The sequence below is a fragment of the Dyella sp. NPDC103356 genome (genome assembly GCF_055584465.1).
Genome location: NZ_JBVJLZ010000004.1, coordinates 272,949 through 298,124 on the forward strand (window position 1 = coordinate 272,949; position 25,176 = coordinate 298,124).

The 25,176-nt window shown below is 63.7% G+C and carries 24 protein-coding genes; 14 read left to right on the top strand and 10 right to left on the bottom strand.

What is annotated here, in order from left to right; translation table 11 throughout:
* The first annotated feature begins 44 nt into the window (after window positions 1-44).
* The 4 genes from ACZ6WW_RS11165 (at window position 45) to ACZ6WW_RS11180 (ending at window position 3,103) form a co-directional block, all read left to right on the top strand.
* The gene (locus tag ACZ6WW_RS11165; protein WP_281851118.1) at window positions 45-902 is read left to right on the top strand and encodes a ParA family protein; all 858 of its coding nucleotides are present in this window, start codon (window positions 45-47) and stop codon (window positions 900-902) included.
* A 2-nt stretch (window positions 903-904) separates the two neighbouring features.
* Window positions 905-1,783 (top strand): ParB/RepB/Spo0J family partition protein, encoded by an 879-nt coding sequence (locus ACZ6WW_RS11170; RefSeq protein WP_281851116.1) that lies wholly within the window; start codon window positions 905-907, stop codon window positions 1,781-1,783.
* 148 nt (window positions 1,784-1,931) lie between these two features.
* Window positions 1,932-2,648 (top strand): glycosyltransferase, encoded by a 717-nt coding sequence (locus tag ACZ6WW_RS11175; protein ID WP_281851115.1) that lies wholly within the window; start codon window positions 1,932-1,934, stop codon window positions 2,646-2,648.
* A gap of 86 nt (window positions 2,649-2,734) precedes the next feature.
* Window positions 2,735-3,103, top strand: coding sequence for a DUF488 domain-containing protein (locus ACZ6WW_RS11180; protein WP_281851114.1), 369 nt, complete (start codon window positions 2,735-2,737; stop codon window positions 3,101-3,103).
* On the opposite strand, the gene ACZ6WW_RS11185 is transcribed toward ACZ6WW_RS11180, so the two are convergent.
* Together ACZ6WW_RS11185 and ACZ6WW_RS11190 are read right to left on the bottom strand one after the other, a co-directional pair.
* On the bottom strand, window positions 3,081-4,028 hold the full coding sequence (locus tag ACZ6WW_RS11185) for a patatin-like phospholipase family protein (protein ID WP_281851113.1): 948 nt from the start codon (window positions 4,026-4,028) through the stop codon (window positions 3,081-3,083). The two genes, ACZ6WW_RS11180 and ACZ6WW_RS11185, sit on opposite strands and share 23 nt — an antisense overlap.
* A gap of 16 nt (window positions 4,029-4,044) precedes the next feature.
* On the bottom strand, window positions 4,045-5,028 hold the full coding sequence (locus ACZ6WW_RS11190; RefSeq protein ID WP_281851112.1) for a helix-turn-helix transcriptional regulator: 984 nt from the start codon (window positions 5,026-5,028) through the stop codon (window positions 4,045-4,047).
* A 263-nt stretch (window positions 5,029-5,291) separates the two neighbouring features.
* On the opposite strand from ACZ6WW_RS11190, the gene ACZ6WW_RS11195 reads away from it, so the two are divergent.
* Together ACZ6WW_RS11195 and ACZ6WW_RS11200 are read left to right on the top strand one after the other, a co-directional pair.
* Window positions 5,292-6,185, top strand: a complete 894-nt coding sequence (locus ACZ6WW_RS11195) for a hypothetical protein (protein ID WP_465274248.1) — start codon at window positions 5,292-5,294, stop codon at window positions 6,183-6,185.
* A gap of 84 nt (window positions 6,186-6,269) precedes the next feature.
* Window positions 6,270-7,097, top strand: coding sequence for a DUF481 domain-containing protein (locus ACZ6WW_RS11200; protein ID WP_281851109.1), 828 nt, complete (start codon window positions 6,270-6,272; stop codon window positions 7,095-7,097).
* Window positions 7,098-7,276: 179 nt separating this feature from the next.
* Here ACZ6WW_RS11200 and hemC read toward each other — a convergent pair whose 3' ends face one another.
* From hemC to ACZ6WW_RS11220, 4 genes are all read right to left on the bottom strand, one after another.
* Window positions 7,277-8,197 carry a hydroxymethylbilane synthase gene (gene hemC / locus ACZ6WW_RS11205; protein WP_465274249.1) on the bottom strand — a complete coding sequence of 307 codons (921 nt, stop codon included), beginning with the start codon at window positions 8,195-8,197 and terminating at the stop codon, window positions 7,277-7,279.
* Window positions 8,198-8,274: 77 nt separating this feature from the next.
* Window positions 8,275-8,979 (bottom strand): LytR/AlgR family response regulator transcription factor, encoded by a 705-nt coding sequence (locus ACZ6WW_RS11210; RefSeq protein WP_465274498.1) that lies wholly within the window; start codon window positions 8,977-8,979, stop codon window positions 8,275-8,277.
* A gap of 23 nt (window positions 8,980-9,002) precedes the next feature.
* On the bottom strand, window positions 9,003-10,058 hold the full coding sequence (locus ACZ6WW_RS11215) for a sensor histidine kinase (protein WP_465274250.1): 1,056 nt from the start codon (window positions 10,056-10,058) through the stop codon (window positions 9,003-9,005).
* Between the two features lie 28 nt (window positions 10,059-10,086).
* Entirely contained in the window at window positions 10,087-10,749 is a 663-nt protein-coding gene (locus tag ACZ6WW_RS11220; protein WP_465274251.1) for an alpha/beta hydrolase, read from the bottom strand.
* A 240-nt stretch (window positions 10,750-10,989) separates the two neighbouring features.
* On the opposite strand from ACZ6WW_RS11220, the gene ACZ6WW_RS11225 reads away from it, so the two are divergent.
* From ACZ6WW_RS11225 to ACZ6WW_RS11240, 4 genes are all read left to right on the top strand, one after another.
* The gene (locus ACZ6WW_RS11225; RefSeq protein ID WP_465274252.1) at window positions 10,990-13,425 is read left to right on the top strand and encodes a S9 family peptidase; all 2,436 of its coding nucleotides are present in this window, start codon (window positions 10,990-10,992) and stop codon (window positions 13,423-13,425) included.
* Window positions 13,426-13,576: 151 nt separating this feature from the next.
* Window positions 13,577-14,950 carry a serine hydrolase domain-containing protein gene (locus tag ACZ6WW_RS11230; protein WP_465274253.1) on the top strand — a complete coding sequence of 458 codons (1,374 nt, stop codon included), beginning with the start codon at window positions 13,577-13,579 and terminating at the stop codon, window positions 14,948-14,950.
* A 59-nt stretch (window positions 14,951-15,009) separates the two neighbouring features.
* A complete protein-coding gene (locus ACZ6WW_RS11235; protein ID WP_465274254.1) occupies window positions 15,010-16,218 on the top strand; it encodes a sensor histidine kinase in 1,209 nt (402 codons plus the stop codon).
* The gene (locus tag ACZ6WW_RS11240) at window positions 16,215-16,976 is read left to right on the top strand and encodes a LytR/AlgR family response regulator transcription factor (protein WP_465274255.1); all 762 of its coding nucleotides are present in this window, start codon (window positions 16,215-16,217) and stop codon (window positions 16,974-16,976) included. The genes ACZ6WW_RS11235 and ACZ6WW_RS11240 overlap by 4 nt, the downstream gene beginning before the upstream one ends.
* Window positions 16,977-16,997: 21 nt before the next feature.
* Here the strand turns inward: ACZ6WW_RS11240 and ACZ6WW_RS11245 are convergent, their stop codons facing one another.
* From ACZ6WW_RS11245 to ACZ6WW_RS11260, 4 genes are all read right to left on the bottom strand, one after another.
* Window positions 16,998-17,546: a relaxation protein gene (locus ACZ6WW_RS11245; RefSeq protein ID WP_465274256.1), complete on the bottom strand. Its 549-nt coding sequence runs from the start codon at window positions 17,544-17,546 to the stop codon at window positions 16,998-17,000.
* Window positions 17,547-17,567: 21 nt separating this feature from the next.
* On the bottom strand, window positions 17,568-19,781 hold the full coding sequence (locus tag ACZ6WW_RS11250; protein ID WP_465274257.1) for a hypothetical protein: 2,214 nt from the start codon (window positions 19,779-19,781) through the stop codon (window positions 17,568-17,570).
* Between the two features lie 34 nt (window positions 19,782-19,815).
* The gene (locus ACZ6WW_RS11255; protein ID WP_465274258.1) at window positions 19,816-20,196 is read right to left on the bottom strand and encodes a hypothetical protein; all 381 of its coding nucleotides are present in this window, start codon (window positions 20,194-20,196) and stop codon (window positions 19,816-19,818) included.
* A gap of 414 nt (window positions 20,197-20,610) precedes the next feature.
* The gene (locus ACZ6WW_RS11260; protein ID WP_465274259.1) at window positions 20,611-21,414 is read right to left on the bottom strand and encodes an AraC family transcriptional regulator; all 804 of its coding nucleotides are present in this window, start codon (window positions 21,412-21,414) and stop codon (window positions 20,611-20,613) included.
* Between the two features lie 192 nt (window positions 21,415-21,606).
* On the opposite strand from ACZ6WW_RS11260, the gene ACZ6WW_RS11265 reads away from it, so the two are divergent.
* The 4 genes from ACZ6WW_RS11265 (at window position 21,607) to ACZ6WW_RS11280 (ending at window position 25,138) form a co-directional block, all read left to right on the top strand.
* Window positions 21,607-21,879, top strand: coding sequence for a hypothetical protein (locus tag ACZ6WW_RS11265; protein WP_281851097.1), 273 nt, complete (start codon window positions 21,607-21,609; stop codon window positions 21,877-21,879).
* A 74-nt stretch (window positions 21,880-21,953) separates the two neighbouring features.
* Window positions 21,954-22,430, top strand: coding sequence for a MarR family winged helix-turn-helix transcriptional regulator (locus ACZ6WW_RS11270; RefSeq protein ID WP_465274260.1), 477 nt, complete (start codon window positions 21,954-21,956; stop codon window positions 22,428-22,430).
* A 24-nt stretch (window positions 22,431-22,454) separates the two neighbouring features.
* Entirely contained in the window at window positions 22,455-23,915 is a 1,461-nt protein-coding gene (locus tag ACZ6WW_RS11275) for an efflux transporter outer membrane subunit (protein ID WP_465274261.1), read from the top strand.
* Window positions 23,916-23,926: 11 nt separating this feature from the next.
* Window positions 23,927-25,138 carry an EmrA/EmrK family multidrug efflux transporter periplasmic adaptor subunit gene (locus ACZ6WW_RS11280; RefSeq protein ID WP_465274262.1) on the top strand — a complete coding sequence of 404 codons (1,212 nt, stop codon included), beginning with the start codon at window positions 23,927-23,929 and terminating at the stop codon, window positions 25,136-25,138.
* Window positions 25,139-25,176: the final 38 nt, after the last annotated feature.

Below are 25,176 nucleotides of genomic sequence, written 5' to 3' on the forward strand. Positions count from 1 at the left end.
TACTCTAGCTCCCCTTTTCACTTGCGCACGGTATCGACCACTCCATGGCCCGCATCATCGCTGTCGCCAACCAGAAAGGCGGGGTTGGCAAGACCACCACCGCCGTCAACCTCGCTGCAGCCCTGGCGGCTGCCAAGCGCAAGGTGTTGTTGGTCGACCTCGATCCGCAGGGCAATGCCACCATGGCGTCCGGCGTGGACAAGCACGAAGCCAAGCCCAACGGCTGCGAAGTACTGCTGGACGAAGCCACGCTCGATCAGGCCATCGTCGCGACCGAAGGCAACTACGACTTGCTGCCGGGCAATGGCGACCTGACCGCGGCCGAGCTGAAACTGATGGACGCGATCGCACGCGAGAGCCGTCTGAAAGAACAGCTGGCCAAGCTGGGCGACAAGTACCACACGGTGCTGATCGATTGCCCGCCGTCGCTGCATCTGCTCACGCTCAATGCGTTGACCGCCGCCGATGCGGTGCTGATTCCGGTGCAGTGCGAGTATTTCGCACTGGAAGGTCTGTCCAGCCTGCTCGATACGATCAAGGCCGTGCGTCAGCGCTTGAATCCCAAGCTGGAAATCGAAGGCTTGCTGCGCACCATGTACGACGTGCGCAACAACCTCGGCAACGAAGTGTCCGCGCAGCTGACCCAGCATTTTGGCGACAAGGTGCTGCGTTCGATCATTCCACGCAACGTGCGCCTGGCCGAGGCGCCCAGCCATGGTCAGCCCATTCATCTGTACGACCGTAGCTCGCGCGGCGCGATTGCCTATATCGGCCTGGCCGGCGAAGTGATCCGTCGCGAACGCGGCCTGGCTGCGGGCGCGGCGAGCGAACCGGTACCGGCAGCGCAGGACGATGGCGATGATGTTGCCCTCGATAGCGCTGTCGATATTCATCAGGAGTAAGCATGGCAGCAGCGAAGAAGCGAGGATTGGGCCGCGGACTGGACGCGCTGCTCGGCACCGGTGCCGAGACCGACAACGCCAAGCCGAATGTGCTCGAGCAGGAAGGCGAGCTGCGCACCTTGCCGATCCATCATATTCAGCCGGGCAAGTACCAGCCGCGCCGCCACTGGAACGACGAAGCGCTGGACGAGCTGGCCGCGTCGATCCGGGCGCAGGGGCTGATCCAGCCGGTGGTGGTGCGCTCGATCGGGCCGAACAGCTACGAGCTGATCGCCGGCGAACGCCGCTGGCGCGCGGCCCAGCGTGCGCAGCTCAGCGAGCTGCCGGCGCTGGTCAAGGACGTGCCCGAAGTGGCCGTGCCGGCGATGGCGCTGATCGAAAACATCCAGCGCCAGGACCTGACACCACTGGAAGAAGCCGATGCGCTCAAGCGCCTGATCGACGACTTCGACCTGACCCACCAGCAGGCGGCCGACGCGGTCGGCCGTTCGCGTGCGTCGGTATCCAACATGCTGCGCCTGACCGAGATGCCCGAGTCGATCAAGCGCCTGCTCGACGAGGGCAAGCTGGAAATGGGCCACGCCCGTTGCCTGCTGACCCTGCCCGAGCGTGATGCAGAGCGGCTGGCCCTGGAGGCGGCGCGTCATGGCTGGAGCGTGCGCGAGCTCGAAGAAGCCGCACGCCGCGCGCAGACGGCGCCCAAGGGCAAGGCCAAGAACGCGCCGCCGCGCGATCCGAATATCGCCGACCTGGAGCGCCAGCTGGGCGAGCGTTTCGCCACCCGCGTCGAGCTGGCCCATGGCCGTGGCGGCAGCGGCAAACTGGTGATCCACTATCACAGCAATGATGAGCTGGAAGGGATCCTGGGGAAAATCCGTTAAAGCGAGTAGTGAGAGACCAGGAGTGAGGAGAGAGAGTAAAGAGCAGGCTCTCACGCGTTTCCTACTCTCGATCTCTCGTTACTAGTTCCGTTCCTCGCCGGTACAGCCGGCCAACATAGAATTCGCTCTTCGTACCAAGGTCGCTCCCATGTCCCAGCTATCCGTCGTCGTGCCGGTCTTCAACGAGCGTGACAATATCCCGCCGTTGCTTGCCGAAATCGCTGCCGCCCTGCGCGGCAGGATCGAGTTCGAGATCATCTACGTCGACGACGATTCCAGCGACGACAGCGTCGCGGTGCTGGCGGCGGAAAAAGCCAAATACCCCGAGTTGCGCATCGTGCGCCACCTGACCCGTAGCGGTCAGAGCACTGCGGTGTGGAACGGGGTACATGCGGCGAAGTCGCCGTGGATCGCCACGCTCGACGGCGATGGCCAGAACGACCCGGCCGATATCCCGAAACTGCTCGCGGCACGCGATGGCGCGGCGGCGGAGATCCGGCTGTTCGCCGGCTGGCGTACGACCCGCCGCGACAGCTTCAACAAGCGCATCTCCTCGAAGATCGCCAACGCGGTGCGGTCGAGCATGCTCAAGGACAACACGCCCGACACTGGCTGTGGCCTGAAGCTGTTCGAACGCAGCGTCTTCCTGCGCCTGCCCTACTTCGATCACATGCACCGCTACCTGCCGGCCCTGGTCAAGCGGGCCGGCTTCGCCAGCCAGAGCGTGCCTGTCGGCCACCGCCCGCGTACCGCAGGCAAGTCCAAGTACGGCATGCTGGATCGTCTGTGGGTGGGCATCGCCGATCTGCGCGGCGTGGCATGGCTGATGCGGCGCGCGAAGGTGACGCGGGTCCAAGAGCTGTAAGCTCACTGGGGTTACCTGCTTTCGCACCACCTCTACCTTCGTCGCGCGTATGCTATCGGCTTGATCATGCGTCGAGCGGGTCGTCCATGAGCATTGCCGTCAAGCGTATCTACGAGCCAGCCGCCAAGGCCGATGGTTATCGTGTATTGGTCGATCGTCTATGGCCGCGCGGTCTCAAGAAAGAAGATGCCGCGCTGGACGAATGGGCCAAGGAAGTCGCGCCCTCGCCCGCCTTGCGCAAATGGTTCGGACACGAACCGGCGCGATGGGATGCGTTTCGCCATCGCTACGCCAGCGAGCTCGACGCGAAGGCCGAATTCTGGCGGCCGCTGGCGACGCACGCGATGCATCACAAGCTGACGCTGCTGTTCGGTGCGCGCGATGAGGAACACAACGGTGCTCTCGCGCTGAAGGCTTATCTCGAAGCCTGGCTCAAAGTTCACGGTCCGCGTTGACCGATAAGCCGGCGGGTTTCCAGCCGGTCATCGCCAACCGCGTGCGTTCGCGGCCCAACGCGATCAGCTCGTGCGCACGGTAGAACTCGTAGGGGGTCGATACGTTGCGTGGCAACTGAACCAGCAGATCCGGTTCGTACGCAGCCATGCGCAGCCGTGACAGGTTCGATTGCATCAGGTCCATCGACTGGGTCAGCAGTTCGAGCAAGCCTGGCTCACGCGGTTTCTCGGCGCCGTGCGGGAGCAGCCGGCCGAGAAAACCGCCCACACGACTGCGCGCGCGCTGCGATCCGGCTTCGCTGGCATCGACCGCGGTTTCCGGCGAGGCCAATTGGGGCGGCCCGTCGAGACTTACCGCGATCAGATAATCGGCTGGCTCGCGAATCAGCGGCGTGACCGGCAACGGATTGAGCAAGGCGCCATCGACCAGGCGGCGGTCGCCAATGACGTAGGGGCGAAATACGGTCGGGATGGCGATCGACGCGCGAATCGCATCAAACAGCGGCCCGCGTGTCAGCCACACTTCGCGTTCGCGATCGATATCGGTAGCCACCGCGGTATAGGCCAGCGGCAGTTCCTCGATCAGCACATCGCCAACCAGTTCGCGCAGCCTCCCGATAATGCGCTCGCCCTTGATCAGGCCGCCGCCGGAAAAGGTCCAGTCGACCAGCTTGAGCACATCCATCTTCGCCAGCGTGGTGACCCAGTCGCGATAGATATCGAGCTTGCCCATCGCATACACGCCGCCGATCAGCGCGCCCATCGAGGTGCCGGCGATCGATGTGATCTCAAAACCGCATGCCTCGATTTCCTCGATGGCGCCGATGTGCGCCAGGCCTTTGGCGCCACCGGCACCCAGGGCAAGCGCGACGGTGGGTTTGCGAGGTTGGCTGATCGAGGTGTCGACGATGTCCGTGAGGCTCATATCGGGGAGAGGGCGATCAACGTGGCGGCTGACGGTAGGTGCCCAAGGCCAGGTCCAGCAGGATCTTCATTTCTTCGCGCAACGAGATCGGCGCGATGATTTCCGCGTCCGGACCGTACTTGAGCACGTCCATCAGCAATTCCTTGGAATTGGAGTAAGGCAGTTTCAATTCGTACTTGCCGTCGGACAGCCATTCGCCCTTTTGCTGCGAATGCCAGTGTTCGTCGGCGACCCAGCGCGCGGCATGCTCGGAGAACCGCACGGTTGCCCAGGCTTTTGGTTTACCGGCGAAAATGCCGTAGCTCGAGGCCAGCATTTCGTTGAGATCGTTCTCGGCCACGTCGATGGCGAGCGCGTCCTGTGCCTGCGGTTCGACGATGCGGTCGACGGCGAAGCTGCGCAGCGCCTCGCGATCGTGGTCCCACACATCCAGATACCAGTTGTCGCGGTAATGCGTCAGCCGCTGCGGCGATACCGTACGGCGGCTGTCGGCGTTGGTGGTGCGTGCGCGATACCGAAAGCGCAACTGCTTGCGTTCGAGCACGGCGCCGGCGACGGTGCGGAAGACCTGCTGGTCGAGCTTGCGCTCGCCCCAGGAAATCACCCGGATACGTTCGATCGGCAAGGCCTTGCCGCTGCCCTGGTCGGACAGCAGGTGCTCGATGCGCGCCTTGAACGGTGCCAGCGCGCCGGCTAGCACGCCGGGGCCGGAGCGACCGATCAGTTCGTTCAAAGCCAGCAGCGCGGCCAGCTCGTCCGAGGTCAGCCACAATCCGGGTAGTTCGAAGCGCTCGCCTTCGCCCTGCTCGTAGCGAAACGCGGCGTGTTCGCCGCCCGCGCTCTCGATCGGTGCGCCCAGCGCGTCGCGCAAGAAAGCTACGTCGCGATAAAGCGTGGCGCGCGAACACTCCAGCTCGTCCATCAGACGAGGCAGCGGCACCGGATAGTGCGCCGACTTGAGCAAGCGGTGCAGGGTGAGAATGCGCTCGTAACGATCCATGAAATAAAGTGTCTGTTTAGAACTTCCCCTAGCATGGGCATGCGTAGAGACACTAGCAAGTCCAGGACGTCATCCCCGCACTCGCCGTGAGACTGTGTTATTAAAATCAGTTCACAGTTCGGGTCGGGGTACTCCCGTGTCGGGTCGGGGTACTCCCGTGGAATCCAGACTGGTCCGCGAGTCCAGCGGGCATTCTTCACTGTCGTTTGCCAATAGCGCGTAAAGGATCGATGGAGCACAGCGGCGAGATATCCCCAAGCGATGTGAAACTGCATCGCCAAACCACAGGCCAACGGCATGGACTGGATGCCGGCCTGCCTCGCATGTTGCTGGAAGTACTGGCATTTACCGGCTATGGCATGTGGATGTTGCTGGGCCTGGCGCTGGCTTTGGGCATCTACAGCAGCGGGCGCGGCGAGTCGTTGGTACCGCTCTCGTTGGGCGCGGGTTTTGTCACCCTCGGTTTGCTGGTTGCCTGTCTGCGCCTGCCGGCGGTACCCGATTGGCATGGCTGGCGGATGGGTCGTGGCAGTCGTCCTACGCGCGAGGCCATGGTCGCCCTGCTCGCCTACCTGCCGATGCTGGCGGTGGCGGCTCTTGCTCGCGGCGACAACGATTTCTGGGCCACTCGTCTGGCGGGTGCGGCCCTGACGCTGGCGAGCCTGGCGGCGCTGATTTACACCGCGCACGGTTTTGGCGTCCGTCGCGCACCCGAACTGACCCAGGCCACCTCGCATCTGCCGATCAGCCGGGTGGTGTCGGCGTGTTATGCCGGTGGTTTGTGGCTATGGGTCTGCCTTGCCGCGCAGGACGATCAGATCACCATGGGCAGCACCTTGTATTGGGTGTTGAGCCTGTTGGCGCTGGCCTTGTTACTTGGTGGCGTGGAGGGCATGCGTTGGCGCGCGCTGCAGGGGCAGGGTCTTGAATCGAATGCAAAATCGCGGCGCATCCAGCCGCTGACGCCGGCGCGTTTTCTTGCGGCGGCATTGGTCTATGCCTTGCCCTGCGTGGCATTGCTTGCCACGGGCTTCGAATGCGCGCCGCTGTGGCTGGCGGTCATGGCCGCAGTCGCCTGCGGGCTCGGTAAAACGCTGGAACAGCGCCTGTATGAGTTGGCGCTCGCCAGGCGTTCTCGCGAAACCGGCCCGATCTGAACCCTGCCGGTTTTGTTCACTGCACATTCAATCGGCTCCGTTAAGGTTCATGATTACTTTTATTTAACTATGTGGATCGATCCAATGAAAAAGACCTTGATCGCCAGTTTGGTGCTCGCAGCCCTAGCGAGCACGGTTCACGCCCAAGATGCCGGTACGCCCGGTGGCACTGCTTCCAATGCGGCCAATAACGGCGGCTGGAGTGGTTCGGGCGAATTTGGTTTCGCCTCTTCGCGCGGCAATTCGCGTACGGACAACGCCAACGCCAAACTCACCCTCAACCAGGAAAACGAGCTGTGGAAGAACAATTTCTTCTTCACCGGTCTGCGTTCCAAGGGCGAGGTGCAGGTACAGGACAACGAAGGCAACACGATCAACCGCCTGAGCACCACCGCCAACCGTTACGACGCCGGCGCCTCGGTCGGCTTCAAGCTCGACCCACGCAGCTATATCGTGGGTGCGGCGCGTTACGACCATGACGATTTTGGCGCCAACCTGTGGCAGGGCACCGTTTCGATCGGCTACGGCTACGTGGCGCTGAAGAACGAAAAGATGGAGCTCTCGTTCGAAATCGGTCCCGGTTACAAGGAATATCGCCCCGCCGACCAGCAGGTCACCCTGCCCGATGGTTCGATCGAGCGCGTGCGTCAGGACAGCCAAAGCGAACCGGTGGCGCGCGGCCTGGTCAACCTGAAGTACCGCCTCACCGGCAACACGGCGTTGGAAGACACGCTGCTGATGGAAGCGGGCACCAAGAACAAGTATTACCAGAACGATATCGGGCTCTCGGTCAGCATGACCAAGAAGCTTGCGGTCAAGTTGGGCTATCAGGTTCGCTACAACAGCGACGTGCAGGTCGGTATCAAGAACACCGATACGTTGGCGACGACGAATCTGGTTTACAACTTCTGATGGTTGGGGGGCTTTGTGCGAGCGAGAGCCCCCCTCACCCCAACCCTCTCCCCCGGCGAAGCCAGGGGAGAGGGAGTCTGACTGAGTAGATCCTCAACGTTTCGAATTTCCGTAACCTGCTCCCTCTCCCCTGGCTTCGCCGGGGGAGAGGGTTGGAGTGAGGGGGCGGCTCTGAATCCTCAATGCCCTGCAAGCAGCTCCCCAGCTCCTTGCAGGAATAGCGCTTCAGCCACGCGCTGCCCCAACCCTTCGGCATCGTCGCTACGCCCTTCGAGCGCGGCGTGCAGCAGGCGCCCGCTTTGCGCATCGCCGACCATGCCGCGCAGGTGCAAGCCGTGTTCGGTCACTACGCACCAGCCGCCCACCGGTACGGTGCAGCTGCCGCCGAGGGCGCGATTCATCGAGCGTTCCGCGCTGACCGTCCAGCGGGTTTCCTCATCGTCGAGAGCGCGGAGCAGCTCCAGTACTGCCGGTTGATCGCTGCGGGCCTCGATGGCGATGGCCGCCTGGCCAGGGGCGGGCAGCCAGTCGGGAGAGGTCAGGCGGCTGCGAATGCGCGAGGCAAGACCGAGGCGTTCGAGTCCTGCGCAGGCAAGGATGATCGCGTCGTAGTCGCCGGTGTCGAGCTTGTTCAGACGTGTGCCGACATTGCCGCGCAGGTCGAGCAGCACCAGATCCGGTCGCACGGCGCGCAATTGGGCCTGGCGCCGCAGCGACGACGTGCCGACCCGTGCGCCTTGCGGCAGCGCAGCCAGGTGGTCGTAGTCGTTGCTGACAAAGGCGTCGGCGGCATCGGCGCGGGGCAGGATTGCCGGCAAGGTAAAGCCCGGTTCCAGATCGGCGGGCACGTCCTTGAGCGAATGCACGGCCAGATCGGCGCGGCCTTCGAGCATGGCCACCTCGAGCTCCTTCAGGAACAGTCCTTTGCCACCGATGGTAGCCAGGGGCTTGTCGAGGATTTCGTCGCCGCGTGTCGTCAGCGGTACCAGTTCGACATGCAGTGACGGATGCGCGGCACGCAGTTCGGCGGCGACGTGCTCGGCTTGCCACAAGGCGAGCGCGCTCTTGCGGGTGGCGATGCGCAGGATGGAAGGATTCATGGTCGGGCACGACGAAGGAAAGCCGTATTGTTGCGTAAAAACGGTTGTCGAGTTGTCGGCGAATGGTCGCGGGCCGCTCAGCCCATCCGCAGCAGCTTGCGCAGTGCGGGCAGGTTGCGCCGGCTGACCTCCGGCGTCAGCTCGGTGCCGCCCAGACGCGCCAGCACCCGTCCGTCGGTCAGGGTTTTCAACCCGAGCAGGCGCTGGGTCGGTACCAGGCAGTTGCGATGCAGTCGGACCAGATGCTCGGGATAGGCTTCTTCGAGCTGACGCAGCGATTCGTCCAGCAATAGCTGACCGGCGCGATGCTGGACGACGACATATTTTTCTTCGGCCAGCAGGCAGATCACTTCGTCCAGCGCGATGCGTACCTGTTCGCCATGCTGGCGGCCGCGCAGATAGCGGGTCGACTCGCGCGGGGCATGGCTGAGGCGAAGACGCGCGCGTTCGAGCGCGTCGCGCAGACGTTCGAGGCGCACGGGTTTGAGCAGGTAGTCGATCGCGCCCAGATCGAACGCCTGTACCGCATGGTTTTCGTACGCCGTGCAGAAGATCACCTGCGGACGCCCGCGACTGGCCAGTCGCCGGGCCAAAGCAATGCCGTCGATGCCGGGCATGTTGATGTCCAGCAAGAGCAGGTCGGGCTGTGAGGCGTCGAGCTCGTTCAACGCCGCGTCGCCATCGGCGACGCTACCGGCGATCACGATGTTGTCGCATTCGCCCAGCAATGCCGCCAGACGCGCGCGCGCCAGTGGCTCGTCGTCGACGATGAGCACGCGCAACGCGGTGGTGGTCGACGTCGTCATCAAGGTGTTTCCGGCAATTGCACGCGCACACAGAAGCGGCCATCGCGCGGCCCCGCGTCGACGCGCGCGCGCGGGCCGTACCGATAGGCGATGCGCTGGCGCACATTGTCCAGGCCGTGCCCGGTGCCCGGTTCGGAAGGCGTGGCGGCGAGCGGATTTTCGATATCGATTACCAGGCTTTTGTTCTCGCGGTAGCCGCGCAGCACGATCTGGCCACCTTCGCGCGACGGCTGAATGCCATGCCGCACCGCATTCTCCACCAGCGGCTGCAACAACAAGCGCGGCAAGGGGTAATCGGCGGGCAGGGCGTCCAGCTCGCGCAGCACCTGCAGCCGGTCGCCCAGGCGCAATTGCTCGATGGCCAGATAGCGATCGACCAGGGCGAGCTCGTCGGCCATGGTGCCGTCGCGCGACTGGTGCTGGCCAAGCGCCGCGCGGAACAACTCGGAAAGATCTTCTATCGTGCGTTCCGCCGCATCCGGATCGACCCGCACCAGGGCGGCAACCGTATTCATGCTGTTGAACAGAAAGTGCGGGCGAATGCGTGCCTGCAAGGCGTCGACCTGGGCACGGCTGACCGCTTCAAGGCGCACCTGCCATTGCGCCAGCACATAGAAATAGCGCAGCACGGCGGCGCCCAGCAGCGCGGCGATCAGCACGCTGTCGCGCACGAAGGCGAGGTTGCTGGTTTGCAGCGCTTCCATCGGTAACGACGTCGCCAGCCAATGAGCCAATGCACTGGTCGGTGCGACGATCAGCAGAATCCAAAGCCATGCGCCGACATACGACAGCGTTCCACGCAGCTTCTGCAGCCAGGGCCGCAACTTGCATAGCGTGAGGCCGAGCACCAGCATCAGCCATTCGATAAACAGCACACACAGACAATAGCCGCTCCAGCTCATGCCGCTGGCGGCGAGCCAGACCACGGTAGCGGTCAACGCGCCGATCACCAGCAAGGCGAAGATCACCGAGAGACTGCAGAAGTCCGGCAGCGGTGCGTTATCGGTGAGGGGGCGGCTGGTGTCGCGCATGGGCGACAGTATGCCCAAGAGCATCGAAACTCGTCTGTGTAGCGGGTCCGCCTCAGGCGAAGCGCTTACCGAGCCAGTCGCGCAGATCGGCGATTTCTTCCGCACAGACGGAATGCGGCATCGGATAGGTGTGCCATTCCACCGTGTAGCCCAGCGATTGCAACAGATCGCGCGAGGCGACGCCGCGGCTCAGGGCGACGATCGGGTCGCCCGTGCCGTGGCCCCAGAAAATCGGTATCGATGCATTGGCCTGGCTGCGCTCTGCCGGGAAATGCTCCTGCATCGGCAGATAGGTGGACAGCGCGATGATGCCGGCCAGCGGTTTGGCATGGCGCAGGCCAGCGGCCAGCGCGATGGCGCCGCCCTGGGAAAAGCCCGCCAGCACGATGCGCTCATCCGGGACGCCGCGGGCATTTTCCTGGGCGATCAGCGCCTCGACCGCTTCGACCGATGCCCGCATGCCGGACTCGTCCTGGCGCAGCAGCAGATCGATGCCGACGATGTCGTACCAGGCACGCATCGGCATGCCGCCGTTGATCGTGACTGGCCGCACCGGTGCATGCGGAAAGACGAAGCGCAGCGCAGGCCAGTTGGGCGCGATCAGCTCGGGCACGATCGGTGCGAAGTCGTTGCCGTCGGCGCCCAGGCCATGCAGCCAGATAATGCTGTAAACCGGCTGGGCGGCGGTTTCGCGTTCGACGGTCGGCAAGGTCATGCGGGTCTGGCTCATTGGCTGGCGGGGAGGCGCGCCGATCGCGGCGGGCTCACATGCGAAACGCATGATCGCGCGATTGGCTGACGTCTCCGACAAATACGCGTCGGATAAAGCGCGCGCCGGATAAATGCGGCTAACCGCCGAGCGTAGCGGCAACGCCGTCGCAGGGAAACCAACCCTTGGCGCTTGCGGCGACGCCGGTCACGGTTATGCTGTCCGGTTTCAAACAGGGAGCTTCCCATGCGCCGAATGTTTGTCGCCGGTCTGGCCGCCTTGGCCGCGCTGCCGTCTGCCTTTGCCCAGTCCGCAGCAGGCGGCCCGCTGGACCTGGAAACCATCATGGCCAATCCGGACTGGATCGGCGCCGCGGTCGAGCAGCCGTACTGGAGTGCGGACGGCCATGCCGTGTACTACGCGCTCAAGCGTGATGACAGCAAGGTGCGTGACCTGTATCGCGTCGACGTGGCCAGCGGACAGTCGAGCAAGCTCGATGCCGCGGCACAGGCGCAGGCCGATGGCCCGTCGGTGTTCGACCGCGAGCATCGTTACGCGGCATTCGTGCGCCATGGCGACATTTTCCTGGTCGAGCTTTCCAGCGGCCGGCGCCTGCAAGTCACCCGAACACCGGAAATCGAATCGGCGCCGCGCTTTTCCAGCGACGGTCGTGCGCTGCAATTTCGCCAGGCCAATACGTGGTTCAGCTACGACATCGCCGCCCGGGTGGTCGCGCCGGCTGCGCAACTGAAGTTTGCCGACGACCCGAAAGACAAGGACAAGAAAACCAACGACCTGACCGATGACCAACTGCGTCTGTTCAAGGCGTTGCGCCAGAACAAGGCTGACAAGGATGGCCTGCGCGACAACGACGACGCACTGGCAGCGGTCGACCCGAGTCGTGCGCCCGAGCCGATCTATCTGGGCGACAAGGCCGACCTGCTCGATGCCGAGCTGTCGCCTGATGGTCGCTGGATGCTCCTGGTCACCCAGCCCAAGGACGCCAGCGAGGGCAAGAAGCCGCAAGTCACCCATTACGTCACCGATTCGGGTTACGCCACGCAACAGGAAACGCGCGTCTACGTGGGCCGCAACGATCCCACGCCGCAGTCGTTGTTGCTGGTCGATCTGAATCAGCGCAAGAGCTATTCGCTGGCTACCGGCGACTTGCCCGGCATCAAGGACGATCCGCTCAAGGCGCTGCGCGCCAAGGCCATCGCGGAGCTGGAGAAGAACGGCAAGAAAGACCAGGCCAAGGCACTCAAGGCGCCGGACGAGCGCGCCCTGCGCATCGTTGCCGATGCGGACGACGGCGGTGGTGGCGGCATCGTGTGGAGCGACGACGGTCATAACCTCGCCATCCAGCTACGCGCGATCGACAACAAGGATCGCTGGATCGCCAGCGTCGACTTCGCCAAGCATGCGCTGGTCAACCAGCATCGCCTGCACGACGACGCCTGGATCAACTGGAACTTCAACGATTTCGGTTGGCTCAAGGACAACCGCACGCTGTGGTACATGAGCGAGGAAACCGGCTACTCGCAGCTCTACACCAAGACGCTTGACGGCAAGGCGCGTGCGCTTACCCAGGGCAAGTTCGAAGTCAGCCATCCGCAGCTGTCCGACGATGGCCAGTGGTTCTACGTGCGCAGCAACAAGGTCGCTCCGTATAGCTACGACGTCTATCGCGTGCCCAGCAACGGCGGCGAGCTGACGCGTCTGACCCAGTATCAGGGCATGGACGATTTTCTGTTGTCGCCGGATGGCAAGCAGCTGGCCGTGCTGCATTCGTCGCCCTATGTGCTGGCGCAGCTTGCCGTGCAGGATGCCGCCGGCGGTACGCCGCGCGAATTGACCAACACCATGAAGCCGGCGTTTACCGCGCATGCATGGATCGCACCGCAGATCGTCGAAGTGGCGTCCTCGCACGGCGCCGGCTCGATCTGGGCCAAGTATTACGGCCCGGCCGATCCGGCCGCGGCCGCCGGCCGGCCCGCGGTGATCTTCGTGCATGGCGCGGGTTATCTGCAGAACGTCACCTTGTCCTGGTCGAACTACTTCCGCGAACAGATGTTCCACAATCTGCTGGTGCAGCAAGGTTATGTCGTGCTCGACATGGACTACCGCGCTTCGGAGGGCTACGGCCGCGCGTGGCGTACCGCGATCTATCGTCAGATGGGTCATCCGGAGCTGGAAGACCTGCTCGACGGCAAGGCGTGGCTGGTCAAGCAGCACGGTATCGACGGCAAGCGCATCGGCATCTATGGCGGCAGCTACGGCGGCTTCATGACCGAGATGGCCTTGCTGCGTGCACCGGGCGAATTCGCCGCGGGCGCGGCCCTGCGTCCGGTCAGCGACTGGCGCCTGTACAACCACGAGTACACCGGGGACATTCTCAACGACCCGCAGCTCGATCCGGAAAGCTATCGCATCAGCTCGCCGATCGAGTTCGCCGACAAGCTGCAGGATCCGCTCTTGATCCAGCACGGCATCATTGACGACAACGTGCTGGCGGAAGATTCGATCCGCCTGTATCAGCGTTTCATCGAGCTGCACAAGAAGAACTTCTGGATTTCGCTGTATCCGATGGAGCGGCACGGTTTCGTGCACCCTGATTCGTGGCATGACGAATATCGGCGGATCGATGAGTTGTTCGAGACGTATGTGAAGCCTGCGAAGTAGTAGAAATGAGCCTTCACGGCGGCGGACGCATCCAGGATTCGTCCGCCGCATGACGGTTTTGTCGCGATGACAGCCGGCTTCGTCGCATGCTCCGGCGGGACATCGGTTGATCGGCCACGCTGCCGGCACCTTCCCAATCCGGTGACCTCAGATGAAACACGTACGGAAAATCCTGTTCGGTGCCTGCGTGGCGTATGCGGGCGCGGCAACCGCGATGACCGACGACCAGGTGCAGCATGTGCTCGAACAGCGCTTTTCGGGCGATCGCACGGGTGTGTGCGTGGAAGCGGCGGTGATCGACCACGATCATGTCGCACGCGGCGCGGTCTGCGCCGATCCCTCGCAACGTGACCGCATCGGCGCCCGCAGCGCCTTTGAGATCGGCTCGGTCAGCAAGACCATGACCGCGGCCTTGCTGGCCGGGCTGATCCTGCAGCACAAGGCATCGCTCGACGATCCGTTGTCCGCGTGGTTGCCGGCAGGCAGCAAGGTGCCCGATTTCGACGGCCAGCCGATCCTCTTGCGGCATGTGGTGACGCATACCTCGGGCTTGCCGGGCCTGCCCTCGCGCATGCATCCGGCCGACCCGGCCAATCCCTATGCCGATCTGGACGACGCGACGCTGCTCGCCTCGCTGGGCGACGTAAAGCTGCAGCAGGCGCCGGGCACGCAGTTCGCTTACTCCAACTACGCGATGATGTTGCTCTCCTCCGCGCTGGCCCGGCGTACCGGTACCGACCTGGAGAGCCTGCTGCGGGAACGCCTGTTCGGCCCACTCGGCATGAAGCATGCCTACATCGCCAAGGCGCCCGAGGGCGTCGTTCCAGCGACGGGGCACTACCCGAACGGCACGGTTGCGCCCGCATGGACGTTCTCGACCAACCTGGCGGGTGTCGGCGGAGTGCGTGCGACCCTGGACGACATGATCCGCTACGTGCAGGGCGAACTGGGCCAGGGCAAGATCGATGCTGCCACGCTGGCGGCGTTGCGACTGACGCAGCAGCCGATAAAGACGGCCTCGGGCCGACCGATGGCCATGAACTGGATGCTGCCCAAGCTTGGTCAGGCCACTATGGTGATGCATGAAGGTGGTACGGGCGGGTTTTCCTCGCTCGTGGCCTTCGACCCGGTCAGCCAACGCGGCGTGGTGCTGTTCGCCGACACGTCGCTTACCAACACGGGCGGTCTGGGCGACGTGGCCCTCCCGCTGCTCGATCCGACCGTGCCATTGCATCATCCACGCCGCAGCGTCCCCGCGCCGCCTGCGTTGCTCGACGCGTTGACCGGCGACTATCGTTTGCAAAACGGCATGATCATGACGCTGCGGCACAAAGGCGATGCGCTGACGGTGCAGGTGCCGGGCCAGCCGGAATTCACCATGGGCTACGACAGCGTTGGCGATTTCTATCCGCTGAAGCTCGATGCCCTGCTGCATCCGGACGGCCATGACGGCTTTCTCTGGAAGCAAGGCGGTGGCGCGATGTCCGCCGAGCGCGTGGCGGTGCCAGCCACGAAGACGCCGTGACGCCTATGCCGCGCAGGCCGCCGCACTCGTCGGCCGAGCGACGCGGTAGGCTTCATGACATGCCGATCCGTCCATCGCTCGACCAGCCCTTGCCGCCTGCCATGCTCGCAAGCGGTAATGGCTGGTGGGTCCGCTATCGCCACTACCCGGTCTTCAGCCGCCGCTGGTGGCTGGGCCGTTGCGTGCGCTTCGGTGCGGTCTGTGCGGTATGGGCATTGATGAGCGCGCTGGGCGTATGGTTCGTTTCGCGCAATATGCAAGCCGGTCTGCAAGGCGCGCTCCCGCTCTTTGTGGCGTGCATCACCATCACCTGTCTTGGGCCGACCCTCGCCACCGTCGTCCGTCATCAAGCGTGGCCGGACGTTTGGGAACGCGTTGCGCTGGTTCTGGCGATCCTTGTCGGCGTCGCCGCCAGCCTTGCCGTCAATCGATGGGCGTCGTGGTCCATCATGGAAGCCTTCCGGTCCGCGCATATGGCGCCGCCTACCCGGCCTTCTGCGGCCGGTACCGGATCGGCCGCACTGGTCGGGGTATTCACGCTGCTCAATGCGGCTATCTACGGCATGCTGGGGGGAGGCATGGCGCTGTATGCCTATCTGGAAGAGCAACGGCGCTGGGATAACTCGGCGCGCGACAGCGAACTCAAAGCAGCGCACGAGCAACGCCAGCAGGCCGAATGGCAGCTCGGACTGCTGCAGGCGCAGGTCGAGCCGCATTTCCTGTTCAACACCTTCGCCTCGATCCGCGCGCTGATCCGCAGTGAACCCGATCGCGCCGAACACGCCATCGACACCTTGGTGGATTACCTGCGCGCCACCATTCCGCGCCTGCGTGAACAGGACGGCAGCATCGCCAGCAGCCTGGGCGAGCAACTGGATCTGTGCGCGGACTATCTCGAATTGATGCACGTGCGTAGCGGTGGACGGCTCGGTTACCAAGTGAACATCGATACTGCGTTGCGCAGCCGTTGCTTTCCGCCACTGTTGCTATTGACGCTGGTGGAGAACGCGATCAAGCACGGTATCGAAGGCCGTCCGGGGCCGGGCATGGTGAGTCTGGATGCGCAACGCACGGAGCATGGCTTGCGTGTCAGCGTTGCCGATGATGGGCTCGGCTTGCGCCTTGGCCCCGGCCAGGGTGTGGGCCTGCATAACCTGCGCAAGCAACTGGTGGCCCGTTATGCGGGCCATGCGACGTTCGAGTTGCGCAATCGCGAAGGCGGCGGCGCGGTGGCGATTCTCGATGTCCCGGATGAGGGCGAGGCATGACCCCTACAGTACGCGGCATGGTGGCCGAGGACGAGGCGCCGCAGCGCCAGGCGTTGTGTGCGCAACTGAAGGCGCACTGGCCGGCGCTGGACTTGCTGGCCATCTGCGAGGACGGCGATACCGCCAGGGTCGCGGTTGCGCAACATCATCCGCAGGTGGCTTTTCTCGATATCCGCATGCCTGGCACCAGCGGACTGGATGTCGCGCTCGATGTCGTCGCGCACGGTGGCCTGGCGGTTTTCATCACCGCCTACGAGGACTACGCGATCCGTGCCTTCGAGGCCGGCGCCATCGACTACCTGCTCAAGCCGATCCAGGATGCGCGGCTGCAACAGACGATATTGCGCGTGCAGGAGCGCCTGAGCCGGCCCGTTGACGGGTTGGCCGCGCAGCTCGAAGCGGTCGTGCGTCGCCTGCAGCCTGCCAGGCCCGCGCCGATGCGCTGGATCACCGCCAGCGTCGGCGACAGCGTGCGCATGTTCGATATCGACGAAGTGCTCTACTTTCAGGCGCAGGACAAATATGTGCGGGTGGTGACCGCGGGCGACGAGGCAATCATCCGTACGCCGCTGAAGGAACTGCTCGACATGCTCGATGAAGACACCTTCTGGCAGATCCATCGCGGCACCATCGTGCGCGTGTCCGCGATCGCGCGCTTGCGCAAGAGCGAACTGGGGCGTGCGGAGCTTGTGCTCAAGCAGCGCGCGGAGGTGCTGGCCGTCGGCGCCAGTTACCTGCATCGTTTTCGGGGAATGTAGTGCGCTAGCGCGGCGTGCCTACTACCGCGCCTTGACGCTCAGATACTCGCCATGCTCGCCGTATCGCTTACCTTTCGGATCGACGTTCGCACAAAGATGGCCGTCGCAAATCGTCACATCGGCATGGTTGTACACGCTTACCAGATCTGCCGACATCTGGTTCTGCTTGATCACGTCGGCATAATGCATCGCCAGCCACGCCCCGCCGCCCAGTAGCAAAAGCAGGCACACGGCCGATACGCCGATCACTTTCCAGATCAGCATGCGATGCAGCTGCTCCATGCGTTTGAGCTGTTGCGCCAATGCGCTCGCTTCCGCGCCGACTTCGCTGCCGGCGGTGCGCAGGCGTTGCTGATAATCCTGTACAGGGCGCTCCAGGCCGTCCCGCACCTGGCCCATGACCTGGTTCGGCAGACTTTGCAACGAACCGTCCGCCGACTGCTTGATGATCGCCGGCAGCTGCTGCCCGAGACTGTGCAGATGCCGTTCGATGTGTTCGCAACGGCGTTCGAACTGCTCCATCAATACCGCGGCATGGCCGATCAGCACTTCCAACTCTTGCTGCTGCATGGTCCCTCGCTCCCCTTTGGGTCAGCCCATCCGTTGCGGGCCGCGGGTGGGGTTGTCCTGTTGCGGCGGTTGCTGCGCTTGCTGCTGTGTGGCGGCATGCTCCTGCTGATTCACGGTCGCTTTTGCGTTGGCCAGCAGCTGCTGTGCAGGCTGCGTCTGAGCCAGTGCCTGCGTGTCGTTGCGTAGCCCCGCCCAGTCGCCGTTTTGGGCCGCGCTCGCCATGCGCTGAAGGCGTTCGGCGAATTCGTTATGGCCGCCGGGCTGGGCTTGCGCGTGTCCCTGACTGCCCCGCGCATCGGCATGCGGCCCGGACTGCGTCCGTGCGTCTTGCAGATGCTTGTACGTGGCATTCAATTCATCCTTGACGTTGCCTTCGGCGGCGAAGTGATGACCGAGAAAGCCGCGACCGGTCCAGTTGCCGTCGTTGCCGCGCGTATAGGTGTAGCCGTCCGATCCCTTCAACATATTTTGTGCCGTAGCCACCGCCTCCGGTTCCCCGCCCAGCTTCGACCAGCCAAATTGCTGGTAAGCCTGGTGATAGCGGTTGGCGATCGCCGGCATGGATTGTTCGCTGTTCTTGGCGATCGTCGCTTCGGCCTGGCGATCCAGCTCCGCTGCACGCTGCGGATTGGCCCTCTCCGTGTGCGACACGAGCATGCCGTGTTCGATGTAGTGATCGGCCACATCGCGCGACCAGGTATGCGTCGTCGGATCGCGCACCCAGTTACGGGTCGCGATGCTGTGTGTATCGGTATTCGCGGCTTTGAGGCTGTAAGGGTCCTGCGGCGTTGGCGCGCCGGCCAAAGCCAGTTCCACGGCTGCACCGCTCGCCTTGTAGTTGAGTTGGTTGGACAACGCGGCATCGGCCGTATGCGTCGTCATCTTCATTCCCATCGACATGCCGTCGTAGCTGGGTGCGGTCGGATCGACCTGCATTTCGTAGCGCTGCCAGCCCGCGGCCGGCTTGTCGGGATCCAGATGCCAGCGATTGCCGTCGCTGTCTTTTTGCGTGTAGACGCGATAGCGGTCGACGGCATCGGCCAGCTTGTTGCCGCCGATAGCGCCGATGATTCCGCCTGCGGCGCCGGTAAGCAGTGCGCCTGGTCCCGTTTCGATGCCGGCCGCCGCGCCCAGCTCCGTGCCGAGCGCCGCGCCGCCGAGCATCGACAGGTTGCGCGCGCCGAAGTGGATGACCTGGGATTGCGCGCCCAGGCTGTTTTTCTGGCCGAGCAATTCGGTGGTGCGATTGGCGGTCTGCGTGGCATCGACAGCCACCGCGACAGCACCCGCGGCACCGACAACCTTGCCCACCTTCGGGCTGATGCCTTCGGGTGTAACGACTTTCTTTGGCGCCAAGCCCTCGCCGGTAACCACCGTTTCGGGTGTGCCTACCTTGGGCGCGGTTTCATGGGGTCGGGGATTTGCGTTTGCCGGCTTGCCCGCCGGAACGCCCGTGGCGACGGCAACATGTGGCGCGGTGTATCCCGTATTCACGCGCGCCAGACCGTAGCCTTCCAACTCGGCGGCCGTGGCGAAGCCCTTCGAGTCGACACCAAGGCGGTGCACGAATTCCTTGGACAAGGTCACGCCCTTGCCCGATGGCGCATTGAAAACGGGTTCCGCCGTCGCGCGAACAAAAGGCTCCTGCACCTTGGCCAGTACCGCTTCGGTGCCGCCGTTGGCCTGGAGATGCCGCAAGTTCGCCACGGACTCGCCGCCCAGCGACCGTACATTGGGGTTGTTCAGTACGGTGGGGACTTCGACTTGACCGAATACCCGCTTGGGACTCGCGGCAGAAGCGACCACATCGATATCGCCACGCAGAGATTGAGCGAACTCCTCGGATGCGCGGCCCCAGACGCAGTTTTTCAGCGAGGTGGGGTTGTTCAGCGGAACATCCGCATTGCCATAGAGAAAGTCATTGGCGAATTTTCCCGCTTCCGCCGGGGCAACGCCTTCGGAGACAGCGATCGACCTGACGCGGTTCTTGATGCTCGCGTCAACGTTCGGGTCGCTCAGGAATTTGGCCCGAGGGGTATTGTCGATAATGTTGAGATGCGCGTTCTCGGAGAGCTCCAGAACGATGTCGTGCGACGTGGTCGCGCCGACTTTTCCGCTATACAGTGCGCCACCTTCGCCGTTCGCGGTGGCAGGGAATTCGCGGGCGATTCGCTGGATATCTTCCAGCGATTTCGCCTTGCTGATCTCTTCAAGCTGCTTCGAATAATCATCCATGGCGCACCTCTTTTAAGTAGACGCGTGAAGGCGATCAGCCTTTGAGAATCCAGCCATCACGGAAATGGATGGTTCCAAGAAAATGTGAGCCTTCCACTTCGTACAGCGGGCTCGGACGATTTTCGTTTTCCAGGGTGTAGATCTTTTCGACCAGCTTGACGGTGGCGGCCATGACCATCTCGATAGCGCGCTCGTCAAACAGCGCCCTTCCCTCGAGGTTCCCCACGTTTTCCCTGGACTCGTAGCCGAAGGACGTCACTTCGAGATTGAAATCATGCTTGTTTTCGGCATAGACCTGCGTGATCTCGCCATACCACGGGGTTTCGGCAATCTCGACCGCAAAGGTTTCATGGCCGAGTTCATCCCATCCACGGATGCCGCCCGAAAATTGTGCTCGTGTCGGTCCAACATCCATCCAGTCAAATCTATTCATTGAATTTCCCTTCAAATGAAACGATCGGGTCGTACATCGGGCATCTCGACGCGGGAGTATGCCCGAGCGACGACGATTTTCCATGCGCATAGCGCACGGTATGGGCATCTTCGCGACTTTTACCAGGAGCGAGAAACAGGCGGGCAACCCATGGCATGCCGTTTGCTCCCACTCGTGGATACGGCTTTACCTATTTTGTAGGAGCGACTTCAGGGATTCTCGAATGCCCTTCCTACTCGTCATTCCGGCGCAGGCCGGAACCCAGTGGGCTTGTGATGGGTTGTCGCGAGAGCATGCAACAGTTCGCCTCATCGCGAAAACTGAAAACCGAGGCCACTGGGTCCCGGCCTGCGCCGGGATGACGAGCAGGAAAAACAGGGGTTATTTGAGACCCCCTCAAGTCGCCTGCGCCGCAAAGTAGCGCCCCGGCGGCAACCCATAGCTGCGGCGGAACATGGCCACGAAGGCGCTGACGCTGGCGTAGCCCAGGGCATCGGCGACATTGGCCACCGGTTCACCCTCGGCCAGCCGTTCCAGTGCGCGCGACAGACGCGCCTGTTGTCGCCACTGCGCAAAACTGCAGCCGGTTTCGCTGCGAAACAATCGGCTGATCGTGCGCGGCGAGACGCCCGCCCAGGTGGCCCATTCTTCCAGGCTGCGCGAGTCGTGCGGGCGTTCGAGCACGGCGTGCGCGATGCGGTTCAAGCGGCGGTCGGTGGGAATGCTCAGGTGCAGGGGTTCGATCGGCGCGCGGCGCATTTCGTCCATGAGCACGGCAAGTACGCGTTCCTGTTCGGGCTTGAGCGTGTCTTCCAGGGTCCAGCCGCTCGCGCGGTAGACCAGGGCGCGCAAGAGTTCGTTGGCGCTCAGTACGCAGGTTTCCTTCGGCATGCCATGAGCGGCATGCGGGGCGACGAACACGCCCCAGCCGCGCATCGCACCGGAGATGCGGATCGTGTGCATTTCGCCCGGTGGCATCCAGCCGACGCGTTGCGGCGGCAGGGTCCAGGAGCCGCTGCGCGTGCGCACGCTGAGCAGGCCGCTTTCGACGTAGAAGAACTGGCCGCGCAGATGGCTGTGCCAGTCCTGTTCCTGCGCATGCATGGGGTCGTGCTTGTCGACCACGTAGGCAATGAGGTCCGGGCCGTCGGCGCATTCGATACGGTGGAAGATTTCTTCGTGAGTGAAGGCGAGCGTCATGGCTGGATCGCGATAGTTTGTGGCTTGTTAACGATATCAGGCCACGGCGATTCGCGCTTAAACTTGCGCTGTCGCCTCGCGTCCGTCCCCACAGCGACCCGTTCGCCAGCCGTTGTCACGGCCCAGCCCATTCGGGCGTCTTTAGTAAATAAGACCACCGGACGCTTCAAGAACATAAGAAAGGAGATCGGCATGTTGATTTCCGACTCACCCTGCGTGCCCACGGATGCCGCCGAAGCGCTGATCCGCTTTGTCGCCCATGCCCAGCTGATGCTCGATCCGGCCACGCCGGAAGCACTGCGCCGCAGCATAGAGCCGCAACTATTGGCTGTGCTCCCGACCCTGCGGGCGCTCGGTTTCTTCGACCTGGTCGAGATCAGGGATCCGGCGATGCGTGCCCTCATCGCCGACGAAATGGCTTTGCGGCGCGGTTTGCCGCGGGCGAAGGAGTTAGCTGAAGTCTGAACAATAGCTACGGCAAAGAGTGCCTAAAATATATTTGCCTTGACAAATATTCTTTTGGCAATATTATGCCTGGCATGGAAAAGAAGAACCCCCAAAGCCTTGCCGCCTCCAACGAGAAGGTCTCCAACGAAAACCTGGGCGTCCTGCTCGGGCTGGTTCGTGGAGAGCTCGTCCGCGATATCGAAGCGGAGATGGCCGAGCTGGGGATGGACCTTCGTTTCAACCAGTTCCTGATCATCAAGCGTCTCGCGCTTATCGGTCCGATGTCGGCGACCGAGCTGGCGCGGGCCGTGGAGCTGGATGGCGGCGCGATGACCCGCCAACTGGACCAGCTCGAAAAGAAGGGATATCTGCGTCGTTGCCCGCACGAACAAGACCGCAGGGCATTGCGCATCGAGTTGACGGAGGCCGGGACGGCCGTCTGGAACCAATTGTCCGACTGCAACGATCGCGTGCTGGCTGCGGCCCAGCGGTCGTTGAACGAGGTCGAGAAGAACCAGCTACACGAATACCTGGCGCGCGTACTGCGTGCGCTCCGCGACAAGACCTGAAATCGACTATTCCGGGATATTCCCATGCGTCTGCACTTACTTGCGGCTGCAACCGCTATCTCTTTGGCCCTCGCCGGCTGCGCGAGCAGCGGCGGCCTGCATCCGGATGGCAGCCTGACCGATCCGGCCACGCTCAAGGCCGATCGCAGCCTGACCCGGCTCGAACTGTCGCCGGCGCAATGGCCGCAACAGGATTGGTGGACCGGCCTGGGCGATGCCCAGCTCAGTGCGCTGATCGAAGAGGCCCTGAAGGACAACCCGAATCTGGCCATGACCGATGCGCGCCTGCGCGAAGCCCAGGCCGAAGCCGGCATCGCCGACGCTGCACGTGGCCCGACGGTCAATGCCGGTGCGTCGGTTGCCGGCGCACGCCTGCCGACCACGATCGAACCGTTCGGCAACGGCCACTTCGCCGCCGCCAAGTACGCCTACGGCAGCTTCAAGTGGGATGCCGACCTGTGGGGCGGCAAGAAGGCAGCGTGGGAAGCGGCCGTCGGTAGCGCCCGTGCCGCCGAGATCGAAACGCGCGCGGTGCGCATCGAGCTTTCGACCAATGTCGCACGCGCCTATGTACAGCTGTCGTACGCCTATGCGCAGCAGGATGTCGCCAAGGCCGAACTCGATCGTGCCAATCACTCGTATCAGTTGACCTCGCAGCGCGTCAGCGCCGGCATCGACAACCAGATGCAGTTGAAGCAGATCGAATCGGAAGTGGCGAGCGCGCAACAGCAGATCGCGGTAACCGATCGCGCGATCGACTCGGCGCGTTCGGCGCTGTCGGTACTGCTCGGCAAGGGTCCGGACCGCGGCCTGGACATCGTGCGTCCGCAAACCTTGCAGCCGAGCGCGCTGGCCGTGCCGGACAATCTGTCGATCGACCTGGTCGGCCATCGCGCCGATCTGGTCGCCGCACGCTGGCGTGTCGAGGCAGCCGATCAGGGCATCAAGGAAGCCAAGACGCGCTTCCTGCCGGACCTGAGCATCAGCGCAATGGCCGGCATTGTTGGCCTCGGCGGCGGCAACATCTTCCAGATGCCGGCGCGTTTCTACGAAGGCGGCCCGGCGATCAGCCTGCCGATCTTCGACGGCGGCCGCCTGCGCAACAATCTCGCCGGAAAGGACGCGCAGTACGACGAGGCCGTCGCGCAGTACAACCAGACCCTGGTCAGCGCGGTGAACGACGTGGCCGACGATCTATCCGGCCTGAAGTCGCTGGGCGACCAGATCACCGCGCAACAGCGCGCGCTCGATGCCGCCAACGATGCATGGAAGCTGGCCGACCAGCGCTACAAGGCCGGTATCGGCAGCTATCTGGAGGCACTGAGCGTGCGCCAGGAGCTACTGGTGGCCGATCAGCGCATGGCCTCGCTGCGTGCGCAGCAGGTCGATCTGTCGGTGCAACTCATTCAGGCGCTCGGCGGCGGTTTCCGTCCGCAGGCCGACGACGCCAATCTCGTTTCCCGTTCTAATCCTTCTCGTTCCTGAGGCTGATTGTCATGTCTAGCCAGAATCCTGTCGCAGCCGAAGCCTCGGCTGTCCCCCCGCAGAAAAGCCGTCGCGGTTTTCTGCTTCGCCTGCTGGCGGTCGTGCTCGTCGTGCTCGCGATCGCCTGGGGCCTTTGGTATTACTTCGATGGCCGCTGGTACGAAGGTACCGACGACGCCTATGTCAACGGCAACGTCGTGCAGATCACGCCGCAGGTGCCGGGCACGGTGGTGACGATCGGCGCCGATGACGGCGACCTGGTTCATGCCGGCGACGTGCTGGTCAAGCTCGATGCGGCCAACACCGAAGTGGCGCTGGCCGAAGCGAAGGCCAACCTCGCCAGCACGGTGCGCAAGGTGCGCGGCCTGTATAGCAACGTGTCGGGTGCGCAGGCCGATGTGGCCGTACGCAAGGTGGCGGTCGACAAGGCACGCGCCGACTACAACCGTCGCCGCGACCTGGCCAAGTCCGGTGCGATCTCCAGCGAAGAACTGTCGCACGCGCTGGATGCCCTGACCTCCGCACAGAGTGCGTTGACCACCGCTGAGCAGCAGTTGCAGACCAACCGGGTGCTGGTCGACGACACCGTCGTCGCATCGCATCCGGACGTGCAGGCCGCTTCGGCGCGTCTGCGCCAGGCGTATCTGGACAATCTGCGCACAACGATCATTGCGCCGGTCGACGGCTACGTCGCCAAGCGCTCGGTGCAGCTGGGCCAGCGTATCGCCGTCGGCGCACCGCTGATGGCGGTGGTGCCGCTGCATCAGGTGTGGATCGATGCCAACTTCAAGGAAACCCAGCTGACCCATATGCGTATCGGCCAGCCGGTGGAAGTCACGGCCGACGTGTATGGCAGCAGCGTGAAGTACAAGGCCACGGTGCAGAGCCTGGGCGTGGGCACGGGTAGCGCGTTCTCGCTGCTGCCGGCGCAGAACGCCACCGGCAACTGGATCAAGATCGTGCAGCGCGTGCCGGTGCGTATCTTCTTCACCGACGCCAAGCAGCTCGACGAGCATCCGCTGCGCATCGGCCTGTCGATGGACGTGTCGGTCGGCCTGCATGACCAGACGGGTGCGATGCTGGCGCAGAAAGCACCGACCGCACCAGCCTTCAACACCGACGTGTACGGCAAGCAGCTGGCCCAGGCCAACAGCGTGATCGACGAGATCATCCACGCCAACATGGCCAGCGCCAGCGCGCAGGCCGACGCGGCGAAGAAGTAAGAACCCTTTGCCCCTCGCCAGCCTGGCGAGGGGCCTCA

Bases quoted from the DNA above. Each gene is read 5' to 3' on its own strand.
- ACZ6WW_RS11165 (WP_281851118.1), top strand. From the start codon at position 45: ATGGCCCGCATCATCGCTGTCGCCAACCAGAAAGGCGGGGTTGGCAAG.
- ACZ6WW_RS11170 (WP_281851116.1), top strand. From the start codon at position 905: ATGGCAGCAGCGAAGAAGCGAGGATTGGGCCGCGGACTGGACGCGCTG.
- ACZ6WW_RS11175 (WP_281851115.1), top strand. From the start codon at position 1,932: ATGTCCCAGCTATCCGTCGTCGTGCCGGTCTTCAACGAGCGTGACAAT.
- ACZ6WW_RS11180 (WP_281851114.1), top strand. From the start codon at position 2,735: ATGAGCATTGCCGTCAAGCGTATCTACGAGCCAGCCGCCAAGGCCGAT.
- ACZ6WW_RS11185 (WP_281851113.1), bottom strand. From the start codon at position 4,028: ATGAGCCTCACGGACATCGTCGACACCTCGATCAGCCAACCTCGCAAA.
- ACZ6WW_RS11190 (WP_281851112.1), bottom strand. From the start codon at position 5,028: ATGGATCGTTACGAGCGCATTCTCACCCTGCACCGCTTGCTCAAGTCG.
- ACZ6WW_RS11200 (WP_281851109.1), top strand. From the start codon at position 6,270: ATGAAAAAGACCTTGATCGCCAGTTTGGTGCTCGCAGCCCTAGCGAGC.
- hemC (WP_465274249.1), bottom strand. From the start codon at position 8,197: ATGAATCCTTCCATCCTGCGCATCGCCACCCGCAAGAGCGCGCTCGCC.
- ACZ6WW_RS11215 (WP_465274250.1), bottom strand. From the start codon at position 10,058: ATGCTCTTGGGCATACTGTCGCCCATGCGCGACACCAGCCGCCCCCTC.
- ACZ6WW_RS11220 (WP_465274251.1), bottom strand. From the start codon at position 10,749: ATGACCTTGCCGACCGTCGAACGCGAAACCGCCGCCCAGCCGGTTTAC.
- ACZ6WW_RS11225 (WP_465274252.1), top strand. From the start codon at position 10,990: ATGCGCCGAATGTTTGTCGCCGGTCTGGCCGCCTTGGCCGCGCTGCCG.
- ACZ6WW_RS11230 (WP_465274253.1), top strand. From the start codon at position 13,577: ATGAAACACGTACGGAAAATCCTGTTCGGTGCCTGCGTGGCGTATGCG.
- ACZ6WW_RS11235 (WP_465274254.1), top strand. From the start codon at position 15,010: ATGCCGATCCGTCCATCGCTCGACCAGCCCTTGCCGCCTGCCATGCTC.
- ACZ6WW_RS11240 (WP_465274255.1), top strand. From the start codon at position 16,215: ATGACCCCTACAGTACGCGGCATGGTGGCCGAGGACGAGGCGCCGCAG.
- ACZ6WW_RS11245 (WP_465274256.1), bottom strand. From the start codon at position 17,546: ATGCAGCAGCAAGAGTTGGAAGTGCTGATCGGCCATGCCGCGGTATTG.
- ACZ6WW_RS11250 (WP_465274257.1), bottom strand. From the start codon at position 19,781: ATGGATGATTATTCGAAGCAGCTTGAAGAGATCAGCAAGGCGAAATCG.
- ACZ6WW_RS11255 (WP_465274258.1), bottom strand. From the start codon at position 20,196: ATGGATGTTGGACCGACACGAGCACAATTTTCGGGCGGCATCCGTGGA.
- ACZ6WW_RS11260 (WP_465274259.1), bottom strand. From the start codon at position 21,414: ATGACGCTCGCCTTCACTCACGAAGAAATCTTCCACCGTATCGAATGC.
- ACZ6WW_RS11265 (WP_281851097.1), top strand. From the start codon at position 21,607: ATGTTGATTTCCGACTCACCCTGCGTGCCCACGGATGCCGCCGAAGCG.
- ACZ6WW_RS11270 (WP_465274260.1), top strand. From the start codon at position 21,954: ATGGAAAAGAAGAACCCCCAAAGCCTTGCCGCCTCCAACGAGAAGGTC.
- ACZ6WW_RS11275 (WP_465274261.1), top strand. From the start codon at position 22,455: ATGCGTCTGCACTTACTTGCGGCTGCAACCGCTATCTCTTTGGCCCTC.
- ACZ6WW_RS11280 (WP_465274262.1), top strand. From the start codon at position 23,927: ATGTCTAGCCAGAATCCTGTCGCAGCCGAAGCCTCGGCTGTCCCCCCG.